This is a genomic window from Rossellomorea sp. y25, assembly GCF_038049935.1.
Taxonomy (GTDB): domain Bacteria; phylum Bacillota; class Bacilli; order Bacillales; family Bacillaceae_B; genus Rossellomorea.
Map to the genome: position 1 here is coordinate 3,279,598 of NZ_CP145886.1, position 19,076 is coordinate 3,298,673.

Genomic DNA, 19,076 nt, shown 5'->3' on the forward strand with positions numbered 1-19,076 from the left:
TTCATGCCCCTCCTTTTCTTTTTCTTAAATTTTTTATAAGAGTTGGTGAAATAGGATGTTTCAATAGTGCATATAGTCCAACAGAATATGAGAAAGCGAATTTTATTCCATGTGTCAAAACCGCGATTGCCATTCCTGTTTCCATCGGTATTGAGAATTGGCTGAGACCAAAAGCCATGATCGTTTCATAGTTCGCAAGCCCACCGGGAGTAATTTGAAAAACCTGCCCGAGTATGGTCAGACTATTCACCCATATCCCTTGAAAAGTGGAGATTCCTGTATTCGTTGCGATGCAAACAGACAGCAGAAGGGCCGCTTCCAATATCCAACTAATAAAAACAAGGAAAAATGCATAGAAAAATCCCCTCCCCTTTATGAGGGAGAGCATGACATTCCATTGATGATGGAGGAATTGACGTTTGTAATAAGAGACCACCCCTATCGCCAGGGTGATTCCTCCGACAGCTAAAATGACATCTGGTGATAATGGATTTTCTAATGCTACAAACGATATCCCCAATGACACCAGTAGACAAAGTGAGAGAATATCCATCAACCTTACTATAATAACAGATTGTGCCGAAGCTGATTTAGACAATCCTTCTCTTTCATATAAAATATACGAACGAATCACATCGCCGCCTTTGACTGGCAGTAGATGATTAAGTGCCAAGCTGTACCAAAGCCCATACATGGCACTGGAAAGCTTGATGCTATCACCTAATAGTTTTTTCGTGGCTATGCCTTTTAAATAAAAAGATGAACCATAAATGAACATCCCCGACATCGCCAAGACGGGATGAAGAATCAGTTGAGATAAAAGTCGTTTAAACTGCAGATGGTCCCAACCTGTTGCAATGAACCATATAAAGTAGCAAAGGATCCCGATTCCGATTATGTACGTAAAAGATTTATAAATGCTTCTCATTTTGCTTTGCCCACAGAATGGTATTCCCTATTCCGTCTTCAATGGTGGTGGTTGGAAAATATCCCAAGTGCGATTGAGCCTTGGAAATATCTGAATGAGTAGAAAGAACATCCCCCATACGGTACGTGTCGTAGTCCACGTTCATTTCAGGAAAATGGGTACGAAGAATCTCTAACAATCTAGTCATTTTCACTACCCGACCACTTCCCAGATTATAGGTTTCTCCTCTTTTTCCCTTTTGTAAGGTTAATTCAATCCCGTGGATGATATCGTCGATATACGTATAGTCCCGTCCACTATCACTGCCAAAAATGGAGATGAACTCGTTCTTTAGAAGTTTCGATATGAATTTAGGGATCGCCATATCCGGTCTTCCCCATGGGCCATACACCGTAAAGAAACGAAGAATGTTCACATGCATATCGTACATATGTGCATACATATGGCAGAAGCTTTCTGCACTCCATTTAGAAGCTGCATATGGAGAAATAGTCCTCCCATCTGCATCCTCTTCCTTTAACGCCCTTCCCGGTTCATCTCCATAAACAGAGGAGGATGAAGCGAACAAAAAGCGCTTGACTCCCGCTTCTCCACAAGCCTCTATTGTATTAATCGTTGCTTTAATATCATAATCAACATATTTCAGTGGCTCTTCCAATGAATAGGCCACTCCCGGCAATGCGGCTAAATGAATAACCGCGTCGGGCTTTAATTTATGGATGATTGCTTTGGTCTTATCACGATCTGTTAAATCAACCTCGTATAAATCCCCTGTAGGGAATTGTATCTCTTTCAAATGCTGTTTCTTTCGATCGGTTGAATAATAAGCATGGAAACAATCAATGATTGAAACCTGATAATCCTTACTCATGAGTCTTTTGGTAAGGTGCATCCCGATAAATCCTGCACCACCTGTAATCACTATTTTCACTTTCATCACACTCTCTTGACTTTTAGACAATAGGTTTAGTTTAGCACAATTCCCACTGGAGAATAAAAATTACTTACAAATAGAGACTGACCCCATTTAACGGGCCAGCCTCTATATACTAGATTATAATTGATTCAGGATGTTAAGAATAGCTTCACTGTACTGTTTCGCTTCATCTGCTTTTTCAGAAGAAATCGCTTCAAACCATTTTTGAGAAAGATCAAACAGCTCTTGTGACTTCTCTTCTCCAAGTTGATTCTTCACGTTCACCTCTAGCATTTTAACAAACATATTGCCTTCCATTGCCTCTACTTTTGCTGTCGCAACATCACCAGACTCTACAACTTCTGCAGCTTCTTCATGATATCCTGCTGCTTTACCTTTGATTGCTTTAGTATAAAGTGAATTTACTTTTTCAGCATCAATCGTGGATGGATCATTTTCTAATGAGAAGATGGAATCCAATTCATTCGCAGCCGCCTCATCTCCACCAGCTAAAGATCCTTTAATAGCCTGGAGGAAACCATATCCTTCTGCTTGCATAATCGCTAACTCTTCCGAATTTCCTTCCTCAACCGCTTTGCTGATTTTTTCAGCATACGAATTTGAAGCAAGGTAATAGCTTTGATAGATCGATTTATCTGTCACTTGCTTATAAACAGCGAAATCTTCCGCATTTGAATCAGCCAATGCCTCTTCCTGTAGAGATAGACCGTTGTTAATGGTTTCTACCATGCTGGATTCACCTGATAACTCATATAAGCTATCACGCTTTTCAGCTGTAGGGATGAATACATTTTCTGCTAAGTACTTGACCTCAGCAAACTTTGCTTTGGCATCATCCGCTTTATCAGCCTCCAGATCTTCCCCCGCTTGACCTTGTAATCCTTTTTGAACTTGATAGAAATACGATTGTGTTAATTTATCTATGATTTGACGTGCAACGTTTTTCTCAAGCTCACCTGATTGACCACCGGAAATAGCCGCTTCAATCCCTTGAGAAAATTCACCATTCACTTCATTTACCGATGCTTGCAGTTCAGAAGTATAAATGTCATTGACAGTGTCCCAATTTACTTCCTTGTCTTCTTTCATCTTCTCTAATTCAGCTTTCATATCTGAATACGCTTTAACTTGTGATTCTGCATTAAGTGTCATTTCGTCTTTTGCTTCTTCTTTTGGTTCTTCTTTCTTCTCTTCAGACGATTGATCTGCTTCTTTCGGTTCTTCAGATGCGCTACCGCAACCCGCTAATACAGAACCTGTTAGAAGAAATGCTGCAAAAATTTTGGATAAGTCTCTCTTTTTCATATGTATGTACCCCCAGAATGAATTGAATAAATAAATGATAATGATTTTCATTTCCATTTAAAATTATATCGAGAATGATTCTCATAGTCAACGTTTTTTGAAAATTTTGTTCAAACAAAAGCGACAGTGCTCGATCTGAGGCGACAAGCATCTAATGAATTGGTGATTTTGTACATTCTGGACGTGCATATTATTGATTAGGAATCGCTTTTAAGACTGATATTGAGGTTAGCTAGGGGTATTTTTAATCGGGTTAGTGTGTGAAGCGTTGTGGTTGTGCAAGTTTCGGCATTTGTTGTGCCACTTTTGATGTTTGTTGTGCCAGTTTCGGCGTTTGTTGTGCCAGTTTCTAGATTAGTTGTGCCAAATTGTGAACACAGGCACCACAATACCCTTATACGTATGAACCAAACTACAACACCCATAACAAAAAAACACCGGGGCTGTCATGACAGCCCCGGTGTTTTGAAATTTCTTATACGTGTTTGTTTAATAGTTCAGCAAGTGCTTCCTTAGGTTGGAAACCGATTACTTTGTCTACAACTTCGCCGTCTTTTAGGACAACTAAAGTCGGGATACTCATTACCCCGTATTTACCTGCTGTTTCCTGATTTTCATCAACGTCAACTTTGACGATTTTCACTTTGTCGCCCATTTCTCCATCTAACTCTTCCAGTACTGGAGCGATCATTTTACAAGGTCCACACCAAGGTGCCCAGAAATCCGCTAATACCAGTCCGGAATTTGTTTCAGTTGAGAATGATTGATCAGTAGCATGTGTAATTGCCATTTATATGCGCCTCCTTTGAATGTAACGTTAGTATATCACCGTTTTTTTGGGGATGCTATTTATCTGCTCGTAGGTAATATTCCCTTCAAATAACGGAATATACAGGGAAGAAAAATAAGGAGCAGCCGTCCGGCTGCATCCTTATTTTCACTACATAATATGCTCATACCCTCTAGACGCTACTTGAAACGTGAATTGAATTAAGAAGAAGATACTTTAAGCTTCTTAAACTCTTCAGTCAGCATCGGTACTACTTCGAACAGGTCACCCACGATTCCATAATCCGCTACGTTAAAGATGTTCGCTTCAGGATCTTTATTGATCGCAACGATGACTTTAGAATTCGACATCCCTGCTAAATGCTGGATTGCTCCAGAAATACCACATGCAATATAGAGGTCAGGCGTTACCACTTTACCTGTTTGACCAATCTGTAGGGAATAGTCACAGTAATCGGCATCACATGCTCCACGAGATGCCCCAACAGCTCCACCAAGTACATCTGCCAGTTCCTTAAGGGGATTGAATCCATCTTCACTTTTCACTCCACGCCCGCCGGCAATAATGACTTTCGCTTCAGATAAGTCTACACCTTCGCTTGCTTTACGAACGACTTCTTTAATGATTGTACGTAAGTCCTTGATGTCAACGGAAAGGGAAGTGACTTCTCCTGTACGTGACTCATCTTTCGCTAATGGCTCGATGTTATTAGGGCGAATCGTCGCAAAAATCAATCCGTCAGTCACGATTTTCTTTTCAAATGCTTTGCCTGAGTAAATCGGTCTTGTGAAAACGAGGTTCCCGCCAGCTTCCTCAAGGTCTGTCGCATCCGAGATCAATCCTGAACTTAATTTGCTTGCCACTTTAGGAGATAAGTCTTTCCCAAGGGCTGTATGTCCAAAGATAATTCCTTCTGGTTTCTCTTCCTCAATCACAGAAAGAATCGCTTGTGAATAACCGTCTGAAGTATATTGTTCCAGCTTATCGTTTTCGACAACCACTACTTTGTCTGCTCCATACTGAATCAATTCTTCTCCTAAAGCGCTTACACTTTTACCAATTAAAACGGCTACTACTTCTCCGCCTTCAGATACTGTTTTACCTGCCGCAATTGCTTCAAAGGAAACATTACGTAATGATCCGTCACGAACTTCTCCAAGTACTAATACTTTTCTCGCCATGTTAAATACCCCCTGAATGTTAGTTATTCCTGTGACCTTGCCTTATATAACTTTCGCTTCATTACGAAGAAGTGAAACAAGCTCTGATACTTGAGCATCCAATTCGCCTTCTAACACTTTACCTGCTTCCTTCTTCGGTGGAAGGTAGATTTCAATTGTTTTTGTTTTAGCTTCTACTTCATCTTCATCTAAATCTAAATCATCAAGTTCCACTTCATCAAGAGGCTTTTTCTTTGCCTTCATGATTCCTGGCAGTGATGGATAGCGCGGCTCATTCAAACCTTGTTGTGCCGTTACTAACAATGGTAGAGATGTTTCAATCACCTCTGAATCCCCTTCTACATCACGAGTGACTGTAACCGTTTCACCATCAATTTCCAATTTCGTGATCGTTGTTACATAAGGGATATCAAGTTGTTCAGCTACACGGGGACCAACTTGTCCAGATCCACCATCAATGGCAACATTACCTGCAAGAATTAAGTCTACTTCCTGCTCTTTTAAATAGTGGGCCAAAATTTTCGCTGTAGTGAATTGATCTCCATAATCAAGATCGTCTTCTGTGTTGATAAGGACTGCTTTATCTGCCCCCATCGCCAAAGCGGTTCTCAGTTGCTTCTCACTTTCTTCTCCGCCAACTGACACGACCGTCACTTCTCCACCATGTGCATCGCGTACTTGAATAGCTTCTTCCACTGCATATTCATCGTAAGGATTTATGATAAATTCAGCTCCATCTTCAGCAATTTGACCGTTTTGGATCGAAATTTTCTCCTCAGTATCAAACGTTCTTTTCAAAAGTACATAGATGTTCATTCGTAAGTCCCTCCTAATAATGTAAACATTCTTTCCCTTAAAAAGATTTCGACAATTTAACCCCTTTGAATGGGCAGCTTGAACAGAAACGTCCATTCAAGACTGCCCCTCAATAAGAGTTTACTATATTACAAGAATGTATTCTAGCCTTTAAAGTGCGGTTCACGCTTTTCAACAAACGCTGAAATACCCTCTTTGGCATCAGCTGATACAAATATTTCACCGAAAAGATCCGATTCTCTCATTACACCTTCATAGAAACGGTCATCTTTTGTATAACTTAACAGCTCAATGGCTGCTTTCATCGCTCCAGGGCTCTTCTTCGCAATCTTATCGGCCATTTCTTTCGCTTTATCGAAGAGCTGATCTTCAGGGTATGCTTTATTGGCAAGTCCCCACTGTACAGCTTCAGTTCCGCTGATTGGCTCACTCGTTAATAACATTTCTGCCGCTTTTGCCCTTCCTACCAATTTCGGTAAGCGCTGGGAGCCGGCAAATCCAGGAACAAGCCCTAACTGAAGCTCTGGTAAACCAAGCTTTGCGTTCTCGCTGACCAATCGGATGTGACATCCCATTGCAAGCTCCAATCCTCCACCTAAAGCGGCTCCATGAATCGCTGCAATGATAGGCTTTGAAAAGTTCTCCATGCGTTCAAAAACGTCCTGGCCTTTTTTCGCCAATTGAGAGAATTCTTCACCACTTTCAATCGTCGTGAATTCTTTAATGTCAGCACCCGCAGAGAAGAAGCGTCCCTCACCTTTCAGTAAGATCACTCTGACATCGGCGTTTTCTTCAAGCTCATCCAGAACTGAATCGATTTCTTTAATAAGTCCACTGGCTAATGCATTAGCAGGAGGTCTTTGGATTAGAACCGTTGCTACCTTTCCCTCTAATGACCATGATAAACTTTCCATCTCTCATCCCCCTAAACTAATTTAGTTCCTGCCGCCACACCCATGAAGTAATAGTTTGTGAATAGCAGGGACTTGAGCTACTAAGTCATATTTCTGATCGTTCATCACCCACGTTGTCACCATTTCATCCAGAGTCCCGAAAATCATTTGACGAGCCAGCCGGACATCCAGGTCACTTGAAAACTCTCCCGATTCTATTCCGCTAATCAGAATTTTATCGACTAATTGCAGATATCCTTTTAGTACATCATTGATTTTTAAACGGATATCCTTATTGGATTGCCTGAGCTCCAGTTGTGTTACAATCGCTAGATGGTGATCATCCGACAGAATTTTACAATGATTTTCAATCATCACTAATAATTTCTCTGAAACTGTCTGTTTTCCTGCTATAACTTCCTCAATTTTTTCGACAAAGAGTACCATTTTTTCTTTAAACAACGAAATCAGGATATCTTCTTTATTTTTAAAATAGAGATAAATCGTTCCATCAGCGACCCCGGCCTGCTTCGCGATCTTGGACACTTGTGCCTGATGGTAACCATTTTCGGCTATAACGATAACAGCAGCATCGATAATTTGCTTGTATTTAGGTTTATTTCGTTTCATGAGTTCTTGACCTGCCTTAAGAAAATATGAATGACTGTTCATTCATATTTTTATAATAAAAGGTTTCTCTTTACTTGTCAAGAAGAGATACCTTGTCCAATTATACAACAAAAAGAAAAAGCCAATGGTATTCAATTAACTTGTTTTCTGCTCTTCCTCTATCTTTTGGCGCTCCTCTTCTACAAGTGCTCTTCGTAATATTTTTCCTACAGCCGTTTTGGGAAGCTCTTTTCTAAATTCATAAATCCGGGGCACCTTGTAGGCAGCCAGGTATTTACGGGCAAATTCGTTGAGTTCCTCCTCTGTCAGGACTTCTCCTTCTTTCAGGACCACATACGCCTTTACGGTTTCTCCCCTGTATTCATCTGGGACGCCTGCAGCTACAACCTCTTGGATCGCAGGATGTTCATAAAGGACCTCTTCGATCTCACGTGGGTAAATATTAAAGCCTCCGGCAATGATCATATCCTTCTTGCGATCCACAACATAGAAGTAACCTCTCTCATCCATATAACCCAAATCCCCCGTCAATAGCCAGCCATCCCTTAACGTTTGTTCGGTTTCCTCCGGACGATTCCAGTAACCTTTCATCACTTGAGGACCTTTCACGACGATTTCACCCATTTCGTTCGGTGGAAGCGGTTCTCCTGTTTCCAGTGAGAAGATGGCTGCATCCGTACTCGGCCAAGGAACTCCGACGCTTCCCTTTATTCTTTCTTTATCCCAAAGGAAATTGGAATGAGTGACAGGTGAAGATTCTGTCAATCCATAGCCCTCAACGAGTTTCCCTCCGGTGACATCTTCGAATTGCTGCTGCACTTCAACAGGCAATGGCGCGCTTCCACTAAGGCATGAATCGATGGAGGATAAGTCATAATTCTTCAGTTCAGGATGATTCAGCAAGCCGATATAGATGGTAGGTGCACCGGGAAATAAGGTCGGTTTCTGCTTTTGAATGGTTTTCAAGGTCGTTTCGGGATCAAATTTAGGCAGTAAGATCATTTTATATCCCTGCATGACGGATAATATCATAACGGCTGTCATTCCGTACACATGAAAGAATGGAAGGATTCCAAGGACCCGCTCTTCTCCTTTTTTACATTTATAAAGCCACGCATCACACATGGAAGCATTGGCGACAAGGTTCTTATGAGTGAGCATAACCCCTTTCGGGAAACCTGTCGTCCCGCCTGTGTATTGAAGCAGAGCCACATCATTTTCAAAATCAAATGCCTGTTGTGTAATTTCCGGTTTGGCCGTTTTCATGATCTCAGTAAATAAATGATTCTGTCCTGAATGGTCCACTTTCACAACAATGCCGTATTGTTTCTTCTGGATGAATGGGTAGATGAGATTCTTAGGAAATGGAAGGTAGTCTTTGATAGCGGTTACAATAATGTGCTCAAGTCCGGTATTCTTCATCACTTTTGACACTCTTGGATATAGAATATCCAATGTCAGGATCACCTTGGCACCTGAATCCTTCATTTGGTATTCAATTTCCCTTTCCATATATAAGGGATTGGTTTGTACGACAATTCCACCTGCGTAGAGAATGCCATAGTACGCGATTACGGATTGAGGAGTATTCGGCAGCATGATCGCAACCCGATCGTCTTTCTTGATTCCCAGTGATTTAAGGTAATGAGCGAACTTGAGTGCGGATTCATGTAATTCTTTGTAGGTCATTTCCTTGCCCATAAATTGAATGGCAACTTTACTGTTATAAAGGGTAGCTGCTTCAGTTAAATAGGACTGCAGTGGTTTTTCGATTAAATTTAACTCCGTGGGAATCTCTGCTGGATATTCAGCAAACCATGGTTTATTCATTGTTATCCCTCCTTGTGAATTTTTAGAAAATTTCTTCTATTCATCATTATAATATAAGGGGACTTCAGTTACAATTTGAAATCAATCCACTCGATACTTTTTTCCTACTTCTCAGGCTTGACCTTCCTTGCAGATGATTTTATCAAAGAAAAAAGACTGCCTATTCAACCATATGACAGTCTGCTCGTACATTATTATTATTTTAGCATTGTTTCAATCTTCAAGCTCTCTTCACAGAGTCCATCGATCGTGTTGAATCTCGTTATAGGTTCAAACGCTACGTAAAGAACAGCATATAAATGATCCCAACGAGTAAAAAGCCCCCACATAGAGTGAGCAAAACCTTTGCCAATGTTTCCATATTCCCTCTCCTTACGATATACCGGCTCCTATTACATAGGATAAACCAACTGAAATAACTAATGAAATGAAGCCCACCGCCCGGTTATCATTTGCAATTTCTTCGTCAATTTTAAATTTCGGTGTCAGAAATTCATAAATGAAATAGCCGATCAGTAATAGAAAAAAGCCGAACACACCCCATCCTATTGTGGTCAGGATGGTATCATTGTGGCTGATGGAGTGGCGGAAAATATTCGCAATCCCAAATATTTTCCCACCAGTTGCCATCGCCACGGCCATATTACCCTTTTTTATTTCTTCCCAATTTCTATACTTTGTTACCAATTCAAAAATGGCAAGGAACAGAATCAAACATAAAATGACCACACTGTAATTACCAGTTGTTTGAACAAATTCATTTTCCCAAAAGTTCTCCATCGTAAAGCTCCCTTTACCGATTTAATTAAGCCGTCCTATTTAGAATTCGTACATATGGGCAGAGTCTTATTTAAATTGAACGACCGTGACTCCCGTTCCACCTTCGCCTGCATCTCCAAAACGAATGTTTTTAACCGAACGGTGATTTTTCAAGTACTCTTGAACTCCCTGTCTTAAAGCTCCAGTACCTTTCCCATGGATAATGGAAACGCGGGGATACCCTGCGAGGAGTGCATCATCGATGTACTTCTCTACTCTCGATAACGCATTTTCAAAACGCTCACCACGTAGATCAAGCTCAAGGCTGACGTGAAAGTCTTTCCCTTTCACTGTGGCCAGTGGCTTGGTTTCAACCTTCTGTTGAGATTGAATGAATTCAAGATCTGATTCCTTCACCTTCATTTTCATGATGCCCATCTGTACTTGCCATTCTTTCGCAGACACTCGTTCAACCAAGTGGCCTTTTTGATCAAAGCTTAAGACTTTGACTTCGTCCCCTGGTTTTAATTCATGCTTCGTTTGATTGACTTTTTTCTTTTGACCGGACGTTTTCAATTTAGGTGCAGCTTCTTCCAATTGTTTCTTCGCCTGGATCAGTTCATGCTCTTTGATTTGAGCTGATTTTTCCTTCTGCATTTTTCTTAAATCCTTGATCACTTGTTCAGCTTCTGCCTTCGCCTTTTCAACGACTTCAGTGGCTTTTTGTTGAGCTTTTTCGTACAGTGTATCCTTTTTCTCGTAATACTCCATCATTTGCTTCTGCATATCTTTATGCATCTTTTCAGCCTGTCTTAAGAGTTCATGTGCTTCCTCAAGCTCCCGTTCACCCTGACGTCTGCTGTCTTCGAGGGAGGCAATCATATTCTCCACTTCTTTACTATCCGTTCCGATGTGGGACTTCGCTCTCTGAATGACCGGATCTGAAAGTCCTAAACGCTTCGAAATCTCAAATGCATTACTTCTTCCGGGAACTCCAAGCAAGAGCTTATAGGTAGGACTCAATGTCTCTACATTAAATTCCACACTTGCATTCACGACTCCTTCACGATTGTACCCGTACGCTTTCAATTCAGGATAGTGGGTGGTCGCCACGACTCTTGCACCAGTTCCATGTACTTCATCCAAAATGGAGATGGCCAGTGCCGCACCTTCTTGAGGATCTGTACCGGCACCCAGTTCATCAAACAGTACTAAGCTTTCATGGTCTACCTTTTTAAGGATGTCCACGATATTGACCATATGGGAGGAGAAGGTACTTAAACTTTGTTCAATCGATTGCTCGTCCCCGATATCAGCGTAAATGGTACGGAAGACGCCCACTTCAGATCCATCAAGGGCAGGGATCGGGAGCCCGGCCTGTGCCATTAAACTCGTTAATCCCAATGTTTTCAGGGTAACGGTTTTCCCCCCGGTATTTGGCCCGGTGATGACAATGGAAGAAAAATCAGTCCCCAACTCGATGTCATTCGCCACCGCTTCATCAATCGGCAGAAGAGGATGTCGGGCTTTGTTCAGCCTCACCCGGCGTTCATTATTGATCGTCGGTTTTGACCCTTTGATGGATCGTCCGAACTTGGCTTTTGTAAACATAAAATCGATGTCTGATAAAACGCTGACAATCAAGAGCAGTTCTTCCCCGGATTCTTGTACGCTTTCAGAGAGTTCTTGGAGAATTTTTTCGATTTCTGTTTGTTCTTTTAATCGAAGCTCACGCAGTTGATTATTCAGCTGAACAATTGCTTCCGGTTCAATAAACAGGGTTTGCCCCGATGATGATTGATCATGAATGATACCACCATATTGACCTCTGTACTCCTGTTTTACTGGAATCACGTATCGATCATTACGAATCGTGATGATCGCATCGGATAACATTTTTTGAGCGTTGGATGAGCGGATCATCCGTTCAAGTTTTTCCCGGATTCGTCCTTCATTGGCCCGAAGCTGAGTACGGATGGTGCGGAGTGCTTCACTGGCTGTATCCAGGATTCCTCCGTTATCATCCACGACTTTCCTTATATCCTGTTCTAAATAGGGAAGGGGAATGACCGTACCCATTTTCTCTTGAAGCAGGGGAATGTCCACCTCTTCTTCCAGTAACTCCTCTACAAAAAGCGTCAGCTTCCTGCTTGCACGAATCGTACTCGCTACCTGAACAAACTCTGAAGGAGAAAGCATCCCACCTATTTGTGCACGCTTTACGTGTGGACGTATATCGAAAATCCCGCCTAATGGGGCATGACCTTTCAACCTGAGGACGGTCATGGCTTCATCTGTCTCTTCATGAAGAGCTGTAATTTCTTCATACTCTACGGATGGCATGAGAGCGGATACCCTTGCATGCCCAAGTGCGGATGCAGCATATTGCTTTAATAATTCTTTGATTTTATCAAACTCTAACGTCTTTAATACTTTAGAATTCACGGAATGTATTCCACCTTTATCAGTTTCGCTTAATAAATTCGATTAACTCTTTTTTATCCCACGCATTGATCACGGATTCTTTTTTGATCCAGCCTTTGCGGGCCGTTCCAATCCCTATCTTCATAAATTCGAGGTGATCAGTGCTATGAGCATCTGTGTTAATCACCAATTTCACATTCTGTTCTTGGGCTTTTCGGATATTTTCAGCAGACAGATCCAGACGATTGGGGTTTGCATTAAGCTCCAATGCCGTACCGGTTTCTTTCGCCAGCCGGATAAGAAGATCCATATCTACGTCGTAGCCTTCTCTTCGTCCAATGATTCTCCCAGTGGGATGAGCGATGATATCCACATGGGCACTCTTCAGGGCCGTTGTTAACCTTTCCATGATCTTTTCTTGGGACTGTGAAAAACTCGAGTGAATCGAGGCAATCACAAGGTCTACTTTTTCAAGGATGTCATCATCATAGTCCAATGTACTATCAGGAAGGATATCCATTTCGATTCCTGAAAGGACTTCTATATCATCATACTTTTTGTTTATTTCCTTTATCTCATCTATTTGCTTGAGTAATCGTTCCGTTGTCAGCCCATTTGCCACACGTAAGTACTGGGAGTGATCTGTGATGGCCATATATTGATATCCTTTGGCTCGGCAAGCCTCTACCATTTCTTCAATCGAAAATGCCCCATCCGACCAGGTGGTGTGCATATGAAGATCACCCTTTATATCTTCTAATGTGATAAGGGAATAATCCTTATGGAACTCTTCCACTTCTTTCCCATCTTCCCTCAGCTCAGGCGGGATCAGGGGCAAATCAAAATGGTGATAAAATTCTTCTTCGCTTTTAAATGTCTTTACCTCACCGGTTTCACTATTCTCGACGCCATATTCACTGATTTTCTCACCGCGTTCTTTCGCCAGCTGACGCATGCGGACATTATGGTCCTTTGATCCGGTAAAATGGTGAAGGGCCGTAGCAAATTCTTCAGGCTTCACGATTCGAAAATCGATGCTTACATCCCAATTATACGAAAGAGTAAGTGATACTTTCGTATCTCCTGCCGCAATGGTCTCAACGATATTGGGCAACTTCAACAGCCCTTCCTTTACCTCTTTGGGGTGCTCTGTCGCCAAAATGAAATCAAGGTCCTTGATGGTTTCCCTCATTCTTCTTAAGCTTCCCGCTCTTGAAAAAGTTTGGATGCTGTCCATGCCGAAAAGAAAACCTTCAATCTCCTCAGCAATCCCATTCATAAAAGCGATCGGCAGACGATCAGGTCTTTTTCCGACCTGTTCGATGGAGGCCAGGATCTTCTCTTCCGTCTTCTTACCGAAGCCTGCTAAACCTTGTACTTTATTTGCTTTACAAGCTTCCTCCAGATCTTCTATATTTTCTACCCCGAGTTCACTATAAAGCTTGGCAATTTTCTTTCCACCTAAACCAGGTAATTGAAGAAGGGGGATCAATCCCTTTGGAACTTCTTCCTTTAACTCTTCAAGGACAGAAGATGTGCCTTCGTTTATGTATTCCACGATTACTCCAGCCGTTCCTTTGCCTATTCCGCTCAGCTTCGTAAAGTCACTGATTTCCTGTAAGCTCCGGTCATCATTCTCAAGTGCAGCCGCCGCTTTTCGATAGGCGGATATTTTAAAAGAGTTTTCGCCCTTCAATTCCATATATATCGCAATTTGCTCTAATAATTTTATAATATCTTTTTTATTCAAGAGATTCACCCTCTATCTTAGAATTAACGATTAGGATCCTTTATGCTTCCCAGTCCCCAGCAAAAGCAAAACGACTCCATTTATATAGTAGCAAAATTGGTTTAAAAAGAAAAAAGACTGACATATAAGATGAACATTTTTCGTTAAGGTCAGCCTAACGAACCTGAGTTCCATACTTATAGTCAGCCCCTTCTTTAGGCTACATATTCAATCCACCAAGATTTCACCATATCAGAGAAAACAGGAGTATGTTTCACCATCGCTTGTGCGATAAACGAGTTATTAATGAATGCTTGAACCGACTCGATCGGCAATAATACGGCAATAAATAATAGAATAAAAATCATTAAGTATGCTTCTATAAAGCCTAATACTCCCCCGCCAAGAACATTCAACTGCTTCAGGAGAGGAAGATGGGCAACGAAGTCCAGCATCGATCCAATGATTTGCAGAATGATTCGCACCGCAAAGAATATCATGGCGAATGCAATTACCCGGTAATATGCTTGATCTAAATTCGTCGATTCAAAAATCATATTTAACGTGGATTGCTCGTCCAGAACAGGATAAGGAATCCATAAAGTTAATTTTGGTGCAAGCTGATCATAATATATGTATGCTACAATAAAAGCAACAATAAATCCGAATATGTGGATGACCTGCAAAATGAATCCACGTTTCAAACCTATTAAAAATCCTATCACCAGGATGATTAACAAAGCTAAGTCCAGCATCTTATTTTCAATCCTTTAATCGTTTAATTTCTCGTTCCAGCTCCTCGAACTTTTCTTGAAGTTTGAGATAATCATTCACGGCATTCACCGCTGTCAGAACGGCAAGCCTGCCTGTGTCGAGAGAGGGATTCATGGAGTTGATTTCTCTCATTTTGTCATCCACTTTCGAACAAACAAAACGGATCTGACTTGTTGATTCAGTCCCAACAATCGTATATTGTTGACCATATATGTCTACAGTGGTGCGATTTCTTTGTTCATCAGACAACCTGAAAGCCCCCCATTCATAAGAATCCTAAACATAATCATACCACGAAATCTTTTGATTTTGGAAGGAATTTGTCATATAAGCTCACATTTTTTATAATACTCAAGAATTTTGTCATAAGGAGAGAGAAACTTGGCTAATACCGTCATTCAAGCTAACAAAGAAATGATAGAGAAAATGAAACAGCATTACGGAAACGTATTAACGGACAAACTGCCCCCGGGTGCCGTTTTTGTAGCAAAGCCTTCCGGCTGTACGATCACGGCATATAAATCGGGGAAAGTGTTGTTTCAGGGATCTAATGGAGAAGGAGAATCAAGTCAGTGGGGCAGCAGTGAACCGCCAAAGGTGAAGTCACCTTCCAAGGGAACGACGACACTGCCTGAAAACTTTGCCCAATGGTCTGTCATCGGATCCGACGAAGTGGGTACAGGCGACTTTTTCGGACCGATCACTGTGGTGAGTGCTTACGTGAAGAGGGACCATATTCCACTCATGAAGGAGCTCGGAGTTAAGGATTCCAAAAATTTATCCGACCCTCAAATCATCAAAATTGCAAGGGATTTAATTTCAGCAATTCCGTATTCATTGCTCATTCTGCACAACCCTAAATACAATGCCATGCAAGAAAAAGGAATGACGCAGGGGAAGATGAAGGCCCTCTTGCACAATCAGGCGATCCTGAATCTGTTAGAAAAAATGGACCCGGAACTACCTGAAGGAATATTGATTGATCAGTTTGTTGAAAAGAATACATACTACAAACATGTTTCTGCACAAAAGAAAATCCAAAGAGATCGCGTGTACTTCAGTACAAAAGGTGAAAGCATCCATCTAGCTGTAGCCGCAGCATCGATCATTGCCCGTTATGCCTTCTTAAAGGAAATGGACAAATTGAGTGAAAAAGCCGGTGTCGAAATACCTAAAGGTGCCGGTAAGCATGTAGACGTTGCAGCTGCGAAAATCATCAAACGTAAAGGGATTGAAGAATTAAAGTCTATGACGAAATGGCATTTTGCCAATAGTGAGAAGGCGATCAGGTTAGCCAGGAAATAAATAAAATCCCCATCGGTTATTCCGGTGGGGATTTCTATTTGGATGGTCGTGTTATCTTGGATTCAGCCGTTGAATTATGAACGATATTTACCTGTTGAAATTCCCGGAATATTCTCCTGTTAAAATCTCTTGGATATTCGCCTGTTAAATTCACTTCAATATTCACCTGTTTAAATTCCCTGGATATTCGCCTGTTAAATTCACTTCAATATTCACCTGATTAAATTCCCTGGATATTCTCCTGTCAAAATTCCTTGATTTTTTAACAGGCAAAACCCTCTCCAAACAGCAAAAAGGTGCCAGACCATTGTCTGACACCCTTACACTTTAAGCCGTATTATCCTCTCAACTCGGCTCCTGCTTTTGCTTTCACTGTTTCCAGTACTTTATCATGTACTTTGACTACTTCCTCATCCGTCAATGTCTTCTCCGGATCGAAATACTTCAAGGAGAACGCTAAGGATTTCTTGCCTGCTTCCATATGCTCCCCTTCATAAAGATCGAAGACTGAAACTTCTTTCAGAAGCTTGCCTCCAGCGTCTTTAATGATGGTTTCCAGCTCCCCGGCTTTCACATTTGTATCCACTACAAGGGCGATGTCTCTCGTGATCGATGGATGACGCGGGATTGGCGTGTAGCTTAATGCCGGCTTTTCGTAATGGAAGATTGGTGATGCCTTCAGTTCGAACACATAGGTTTCGTTCAGGTCCAAGTCTTTTTCCGCTTCCGGATGAATCGCTCCTACAAATCCGATGACTTCATTGTCCAATAGGATTTCAGCCGTTCTTCCAGGGTGCATGCCTTCTATCGCTGCCTGGCGGTAAGTAATTGCGTCAGAAACGCCGATTTCTTCGAACAGTCCTTCAAGGATACCTTTCGCTACGTAGAAGTCAGCAGGCTTTTTCTCTCCCTGCCAAGGATGCAAATGCCAAAGGCCTGTCATAGCCCCTGCAATATGCTCTTCTTCCTTAGGAAGCTCTTCTCCTGGTTCCTGTAAGAAAACGGATCCCACTTCATAAAAGGCAAGTGAGTCATTTTGTCGTGCTTTGTTGTACGAAAGCACTTCAAGAAGCTGTGGAATGATGCTTAATCGTAGATTGCTCCGCTCTTCACTCATTGGCATCAATAAGCGTACAGGCTCTCTTACGTCCAGTGCATATTGTGTTGCTTTCTTATCATTAGTTAAAGAATACGTAATCCCCTGCAGGAGGCCTGCTCCCTCTAAATAACGGCGAACCGTACGGCGTTTCAACTGATGATTTGAAAGTCCGCCAGGTGTTGATTCTCCCTTAGGCAATGTCAGCGGAAGGTTGTCATAACCGAAAAGACGTGCCACTTCTTCAAGTAAATCTTCAGGGATGGTAATATCCCCCCGTCTTGTAGGAGCCGTTACAACAAACGTTTCTCCATTGACTTCTACATCAAATTGAAGTCGACGGAAGATATCTTCGACTGTGTCAGCCGAGATGGACGTTCCCAGTGAAGAATTGATTTTTTCTAACGTAATCTCTACTTTAATAGGCTCAACTTCAAGTTCGTTAAATAATACCGTTCCTTCAAGCACTTTCCCCTGTGCATATTCGACCATCAGTTGGGCAGCTCTCTCCCCTGCTTTCAGGACACGATCAGGATCGACTCCCTTTTCATATCGTGTGCTCGCTTCACTGCGCAGTCCGTGATCTTTGGAGGCTCCCCTGACAATCGCCCCGGTGAAATAAGCCGCCTCAAGAAGGACAGTCGTTGTATCGTTTTGGACCTCAGAATTCGCTCCACCCATCACTCCTGCAAGAGCGACCGGCTCCGTACCATTCGTAATGACAAGCTGGCTGCTTGATAAGGTTCTTTCTGCATCATCCAGTGTGACGAATCTCTCCCCATCAGTCGCACGGCGGACAAGGATCTCCTTCGAGCCCAGGCGGTCGTAATCAAATGCGTGAAGAGGCTGACCATATTCCAATAGTACATAGTTCGTAATATCGACTACGTTATTATGTGGTCGGATCCCGGCTGAGATCAACGCATTTTGCATCCATAATGGAGATGGACCGATTTTCACATCTTTGATGATTTTGGCACCGTATAGAGGGTTATCTTCTTTCGCCTCTACTTTTACCGATACATAATCCGATGCCTTTTCGTTTCCTTCGGTTAGCCCCGTTTCAGGAAGCTTTACGTCACGATCCAAAATGGCTGCTACTTCATACGCCACTCCCAGCATGCTTAAGCAATCCGAACGATTAGGTGTTAAGCCCAATTCCAAAATCGCATCATCAAGATTCAATATTTCAACTGCATCTCTTCCTACTTCAGCATCATCTGAGAACACATAAATTCCCTCTGCATGTTCTTTCGGTACAAGCTTTCCTTCTACGCCAAGCTCTTGCATGGAACAAATCATCCCGTGAGATACTTCACCTCGAAGCTTCGCTTTCTTGATCTTGAAGTTACCCGGCAGGACCGCTCCAACCTTTGCGACAGCCACTTTTTGACCCTTCGCCACATTCGGTGCTCCGCAAATGATTTGGACAGGTTCTTCTTCCCCTACATCCACTAAGCATTTATTTAATTTATCCGCATCAGGATGTGGCTCACATTGTAATACATGGCCGACGACCACATTTTTGATTTCTTCCCCGATCCGTTCAACACCTTCAACTTCAATCCCGCTTCTTGTAATCTTCTCTGCTAACTCTTCAGGTGATACACCCGTTAAGTCTACATAATTTTCTAACCATTTATATGAAACAAACATGTGTTAGTACCTCCTACCGATTT

The 19,076-nt window shown here is 42.0% G+C and carries 16 protein-coding genes; 1 reads left to right on the forward strand and 15 read right to left on the reverse strand.

Annotated features, from left to right (window positions below; translation table 11 throughout):
* Position 1: 1 nt before the first annotated feature.
* The 14 genes from AAEM60_RS16695 to zapA form a co-directional block, all read right to left on the reverse strand.
* Complete coding sequence (locus AAEM60_RS16695) at positions 2 to 928, reverse strand: lysylphosphatidylglycerol synthase transmembrane domain-containing protein (RefSeq protein ID WP_341356692.1); 927 nt, start codon at positions 926 to 928, stop codon at positions 2 to 4.
* Positions 912 to 1,865 carry an NAD-dependent epimerase/dehydratase family protein gene (locus tag AAEM60_RS16700; protein ID WP_341356693.1) on the reverse strand — a complete coding sequence of 318 codons (954 nt, stop codon included), beginning with the start codon at positions 1,863 to 1,865 and terminating at the stop codon, positions 912 to 914. The genes AAEM60_RS16695 and AAEM60_RS16700 overlap by 17 nt, the downstream gene beginning before the upstream one ends.
* A gap of 117 nt (positions 1,866 to 1,982) precedes the next feature.
* Positions 1,983 to 3,170 (reverse strand): hypothetical protein, encoded by a 1,188-nt coding sequence (locus AAEM60_RS16705; RefSeq protein ID WP_299738881.1) that lies wholly within the window; start codon positions 3,168 to 3,170, stop codon positions 1,983 to 1,985.
* A gap of 475 nt (positions 3,171 to 3,645) precedes the next feature.
* A complete protein-coding gene (trxA, locus tag AAEM60_RS16710) occupies positions 3,646 to 3,960 on the reverse strand; it encodes a thioredoxin (RefSeq protein WP_148969866.1) in 315 nt (104 codons plus the stop codon).
* Between the two features lie 200 nt (positions 3,961 to 4,160).
* On the reverse strand, positions 4,161 to 5,141 hold the full coding sequence (locus tag AAEM60_RS16715) for an electron transfer flavoprotein subunit alpha/FixB family protein (RefSeq protein WP_341356694.1): 981 nt from the start codon (positions 5,139 to 5,141) through the stop codon (positions 4,161 to 4,163).
* A gap of 42 nt (positions 5,142 to 5,183) precedes the next feature.
* Entirely contained in the window at positions 5,184 to 5,957 is a 774-nt protein-coding gene (locus AAEM60_RS16720) for an electron transfer flavoprotein subunit beta/FixA family protein (protein ID WP_299738889.1), read from the reverse strand.
* A gap of 143 nt (positions 5,958 to 6,100) precedes the next feature.
* Positions 6,101 to 6,871, reverse strand: coding sequence for an enoyl-CoA hydratase (locus AAEM60_RS16725; RefSeq protein ID WP_299738891.1), 771 nt, complete (start codon positions 6,869 to 6,871; stop codon positions 6,101 to 6,103).
* 21 nt (positions 6,872 to 6,892) lie between these two features.
* A complete protein-coding gene (locus tag AAEM60_RS16730) occupies positions 6,893 to 7,480 on the reverse strand; it encodes a TetR/AcrR family transcriptional regulator (protein ID WP_341356695.1) in 588 nt (195 codons plus the stop codon).
* A 135-nt stretch (positions 7,481 to 7,615) separates the two neighbouring features.
* On the reverse strand, positions 7,616 to 9,316 hold the full coding sequence (locus tag AAEM60_RS16735) for a long-chain-fatty-acid--CoA ligase (protein WP_341358010.1): 1,701 nt from the start codon (positions 9,314 to 9,316) through the stop codon (positions 7,616 to 7,618).
* Positions 9,317 to 9,682: 366 nt separating this feature from the next.
* On the reverse strand, positions 9,683 to 10,090 hold the full coding sequence (locus AAEM60_RS16740; RefSeq protein WP_341356696.1) for a DUF350 domain-containing protein: 408 nt from the start codon (positions 10,088 to 10,090) through the stop codon (positions 9,683 to 9,685).
* 66 nt (positions 10,091 to 10,156) lie between these two features.
* Positions 10,157 to 12,514, reverse strand: coding sequence for an endonuclease MutS2 (locus AAEM60_RS16745; RefSeq protein WP_299738897.1), 2,358 nt, complete (start codon positions 12,512 to 12,514; stop codon positions 10,157 to 10,159).
* Between the two features lie 19 nt (positions 12,515 to 12,533).
* Positions 12,534 to 14,243: a DNA polymerase/3'-5' exonuclease PolX gene (gene polX / locus AAEM60_RS16750; protein ID WP_299738900.1), complete on the reverse strand. Its 1,710-nt coding sequence runs from the start codon at positions 14,241 to 14,243 to the stop codon at positions 12,534 to 12,536.
* A 194-nt stretch (positions 14,244 to 14,437) separates the two neighbouring features.
* A complete protein-coding gene (locus tag AAEM60_RS16755) occupies positions 14,438 to 14,977 on the reverse strand; it encodes a CvpA family protein (RefSeq protein ID WP_299738902.1) in 540 nt (179 codons plus the stop codon).
* 7 nt (positions 14,978 to 14,984) lie between these two features.
* Positions 14,985 to 15,245, reverse strand: coding sequence for a cell division protein ZapA (zapA, locus tag AAEM60_RS16760; protein ID WP_299738905.1), 261 nt, complete (start codon positions 15,243 to 15,245; stop codon positions 14,985 to 14,987).
* Positions 15,246 to 15,377: 132 nt separating this feature from the next.
* Between zapA and rnhC the strand changes: the two genes are divergently transcribed.
* Complete coding sequence (rnhC, locus tag AAEM60_RS16765) at positions 15,378 to 16,301, forward strand: ribonuclease HIII (protein ID WP_299738907.1); 924 nt, start codon at positions 15,378 to 15,380, stop codon at positions 16,299 to 16,301.
* Between the two features lie 337 nt (positions 16,302 to 16,638).
* Here rnhC and pheT read toward each other — a convergent pair whose 3' ends face one another.
* Positions 16,639 to 19,053, reverse strand: coding sequence for a phenylalanine--tRNA ligase subunit beta (gene pheT, locus AAEM60_RS16770; protein ID WP_341356697.1), 2,415 nt, complete (start codon positions 19,051 to 19,053; stop codon positions 16,639 to 16,641).
* Positions 19,054 to 19,076 lie beyond the last annotated feature (23 nt).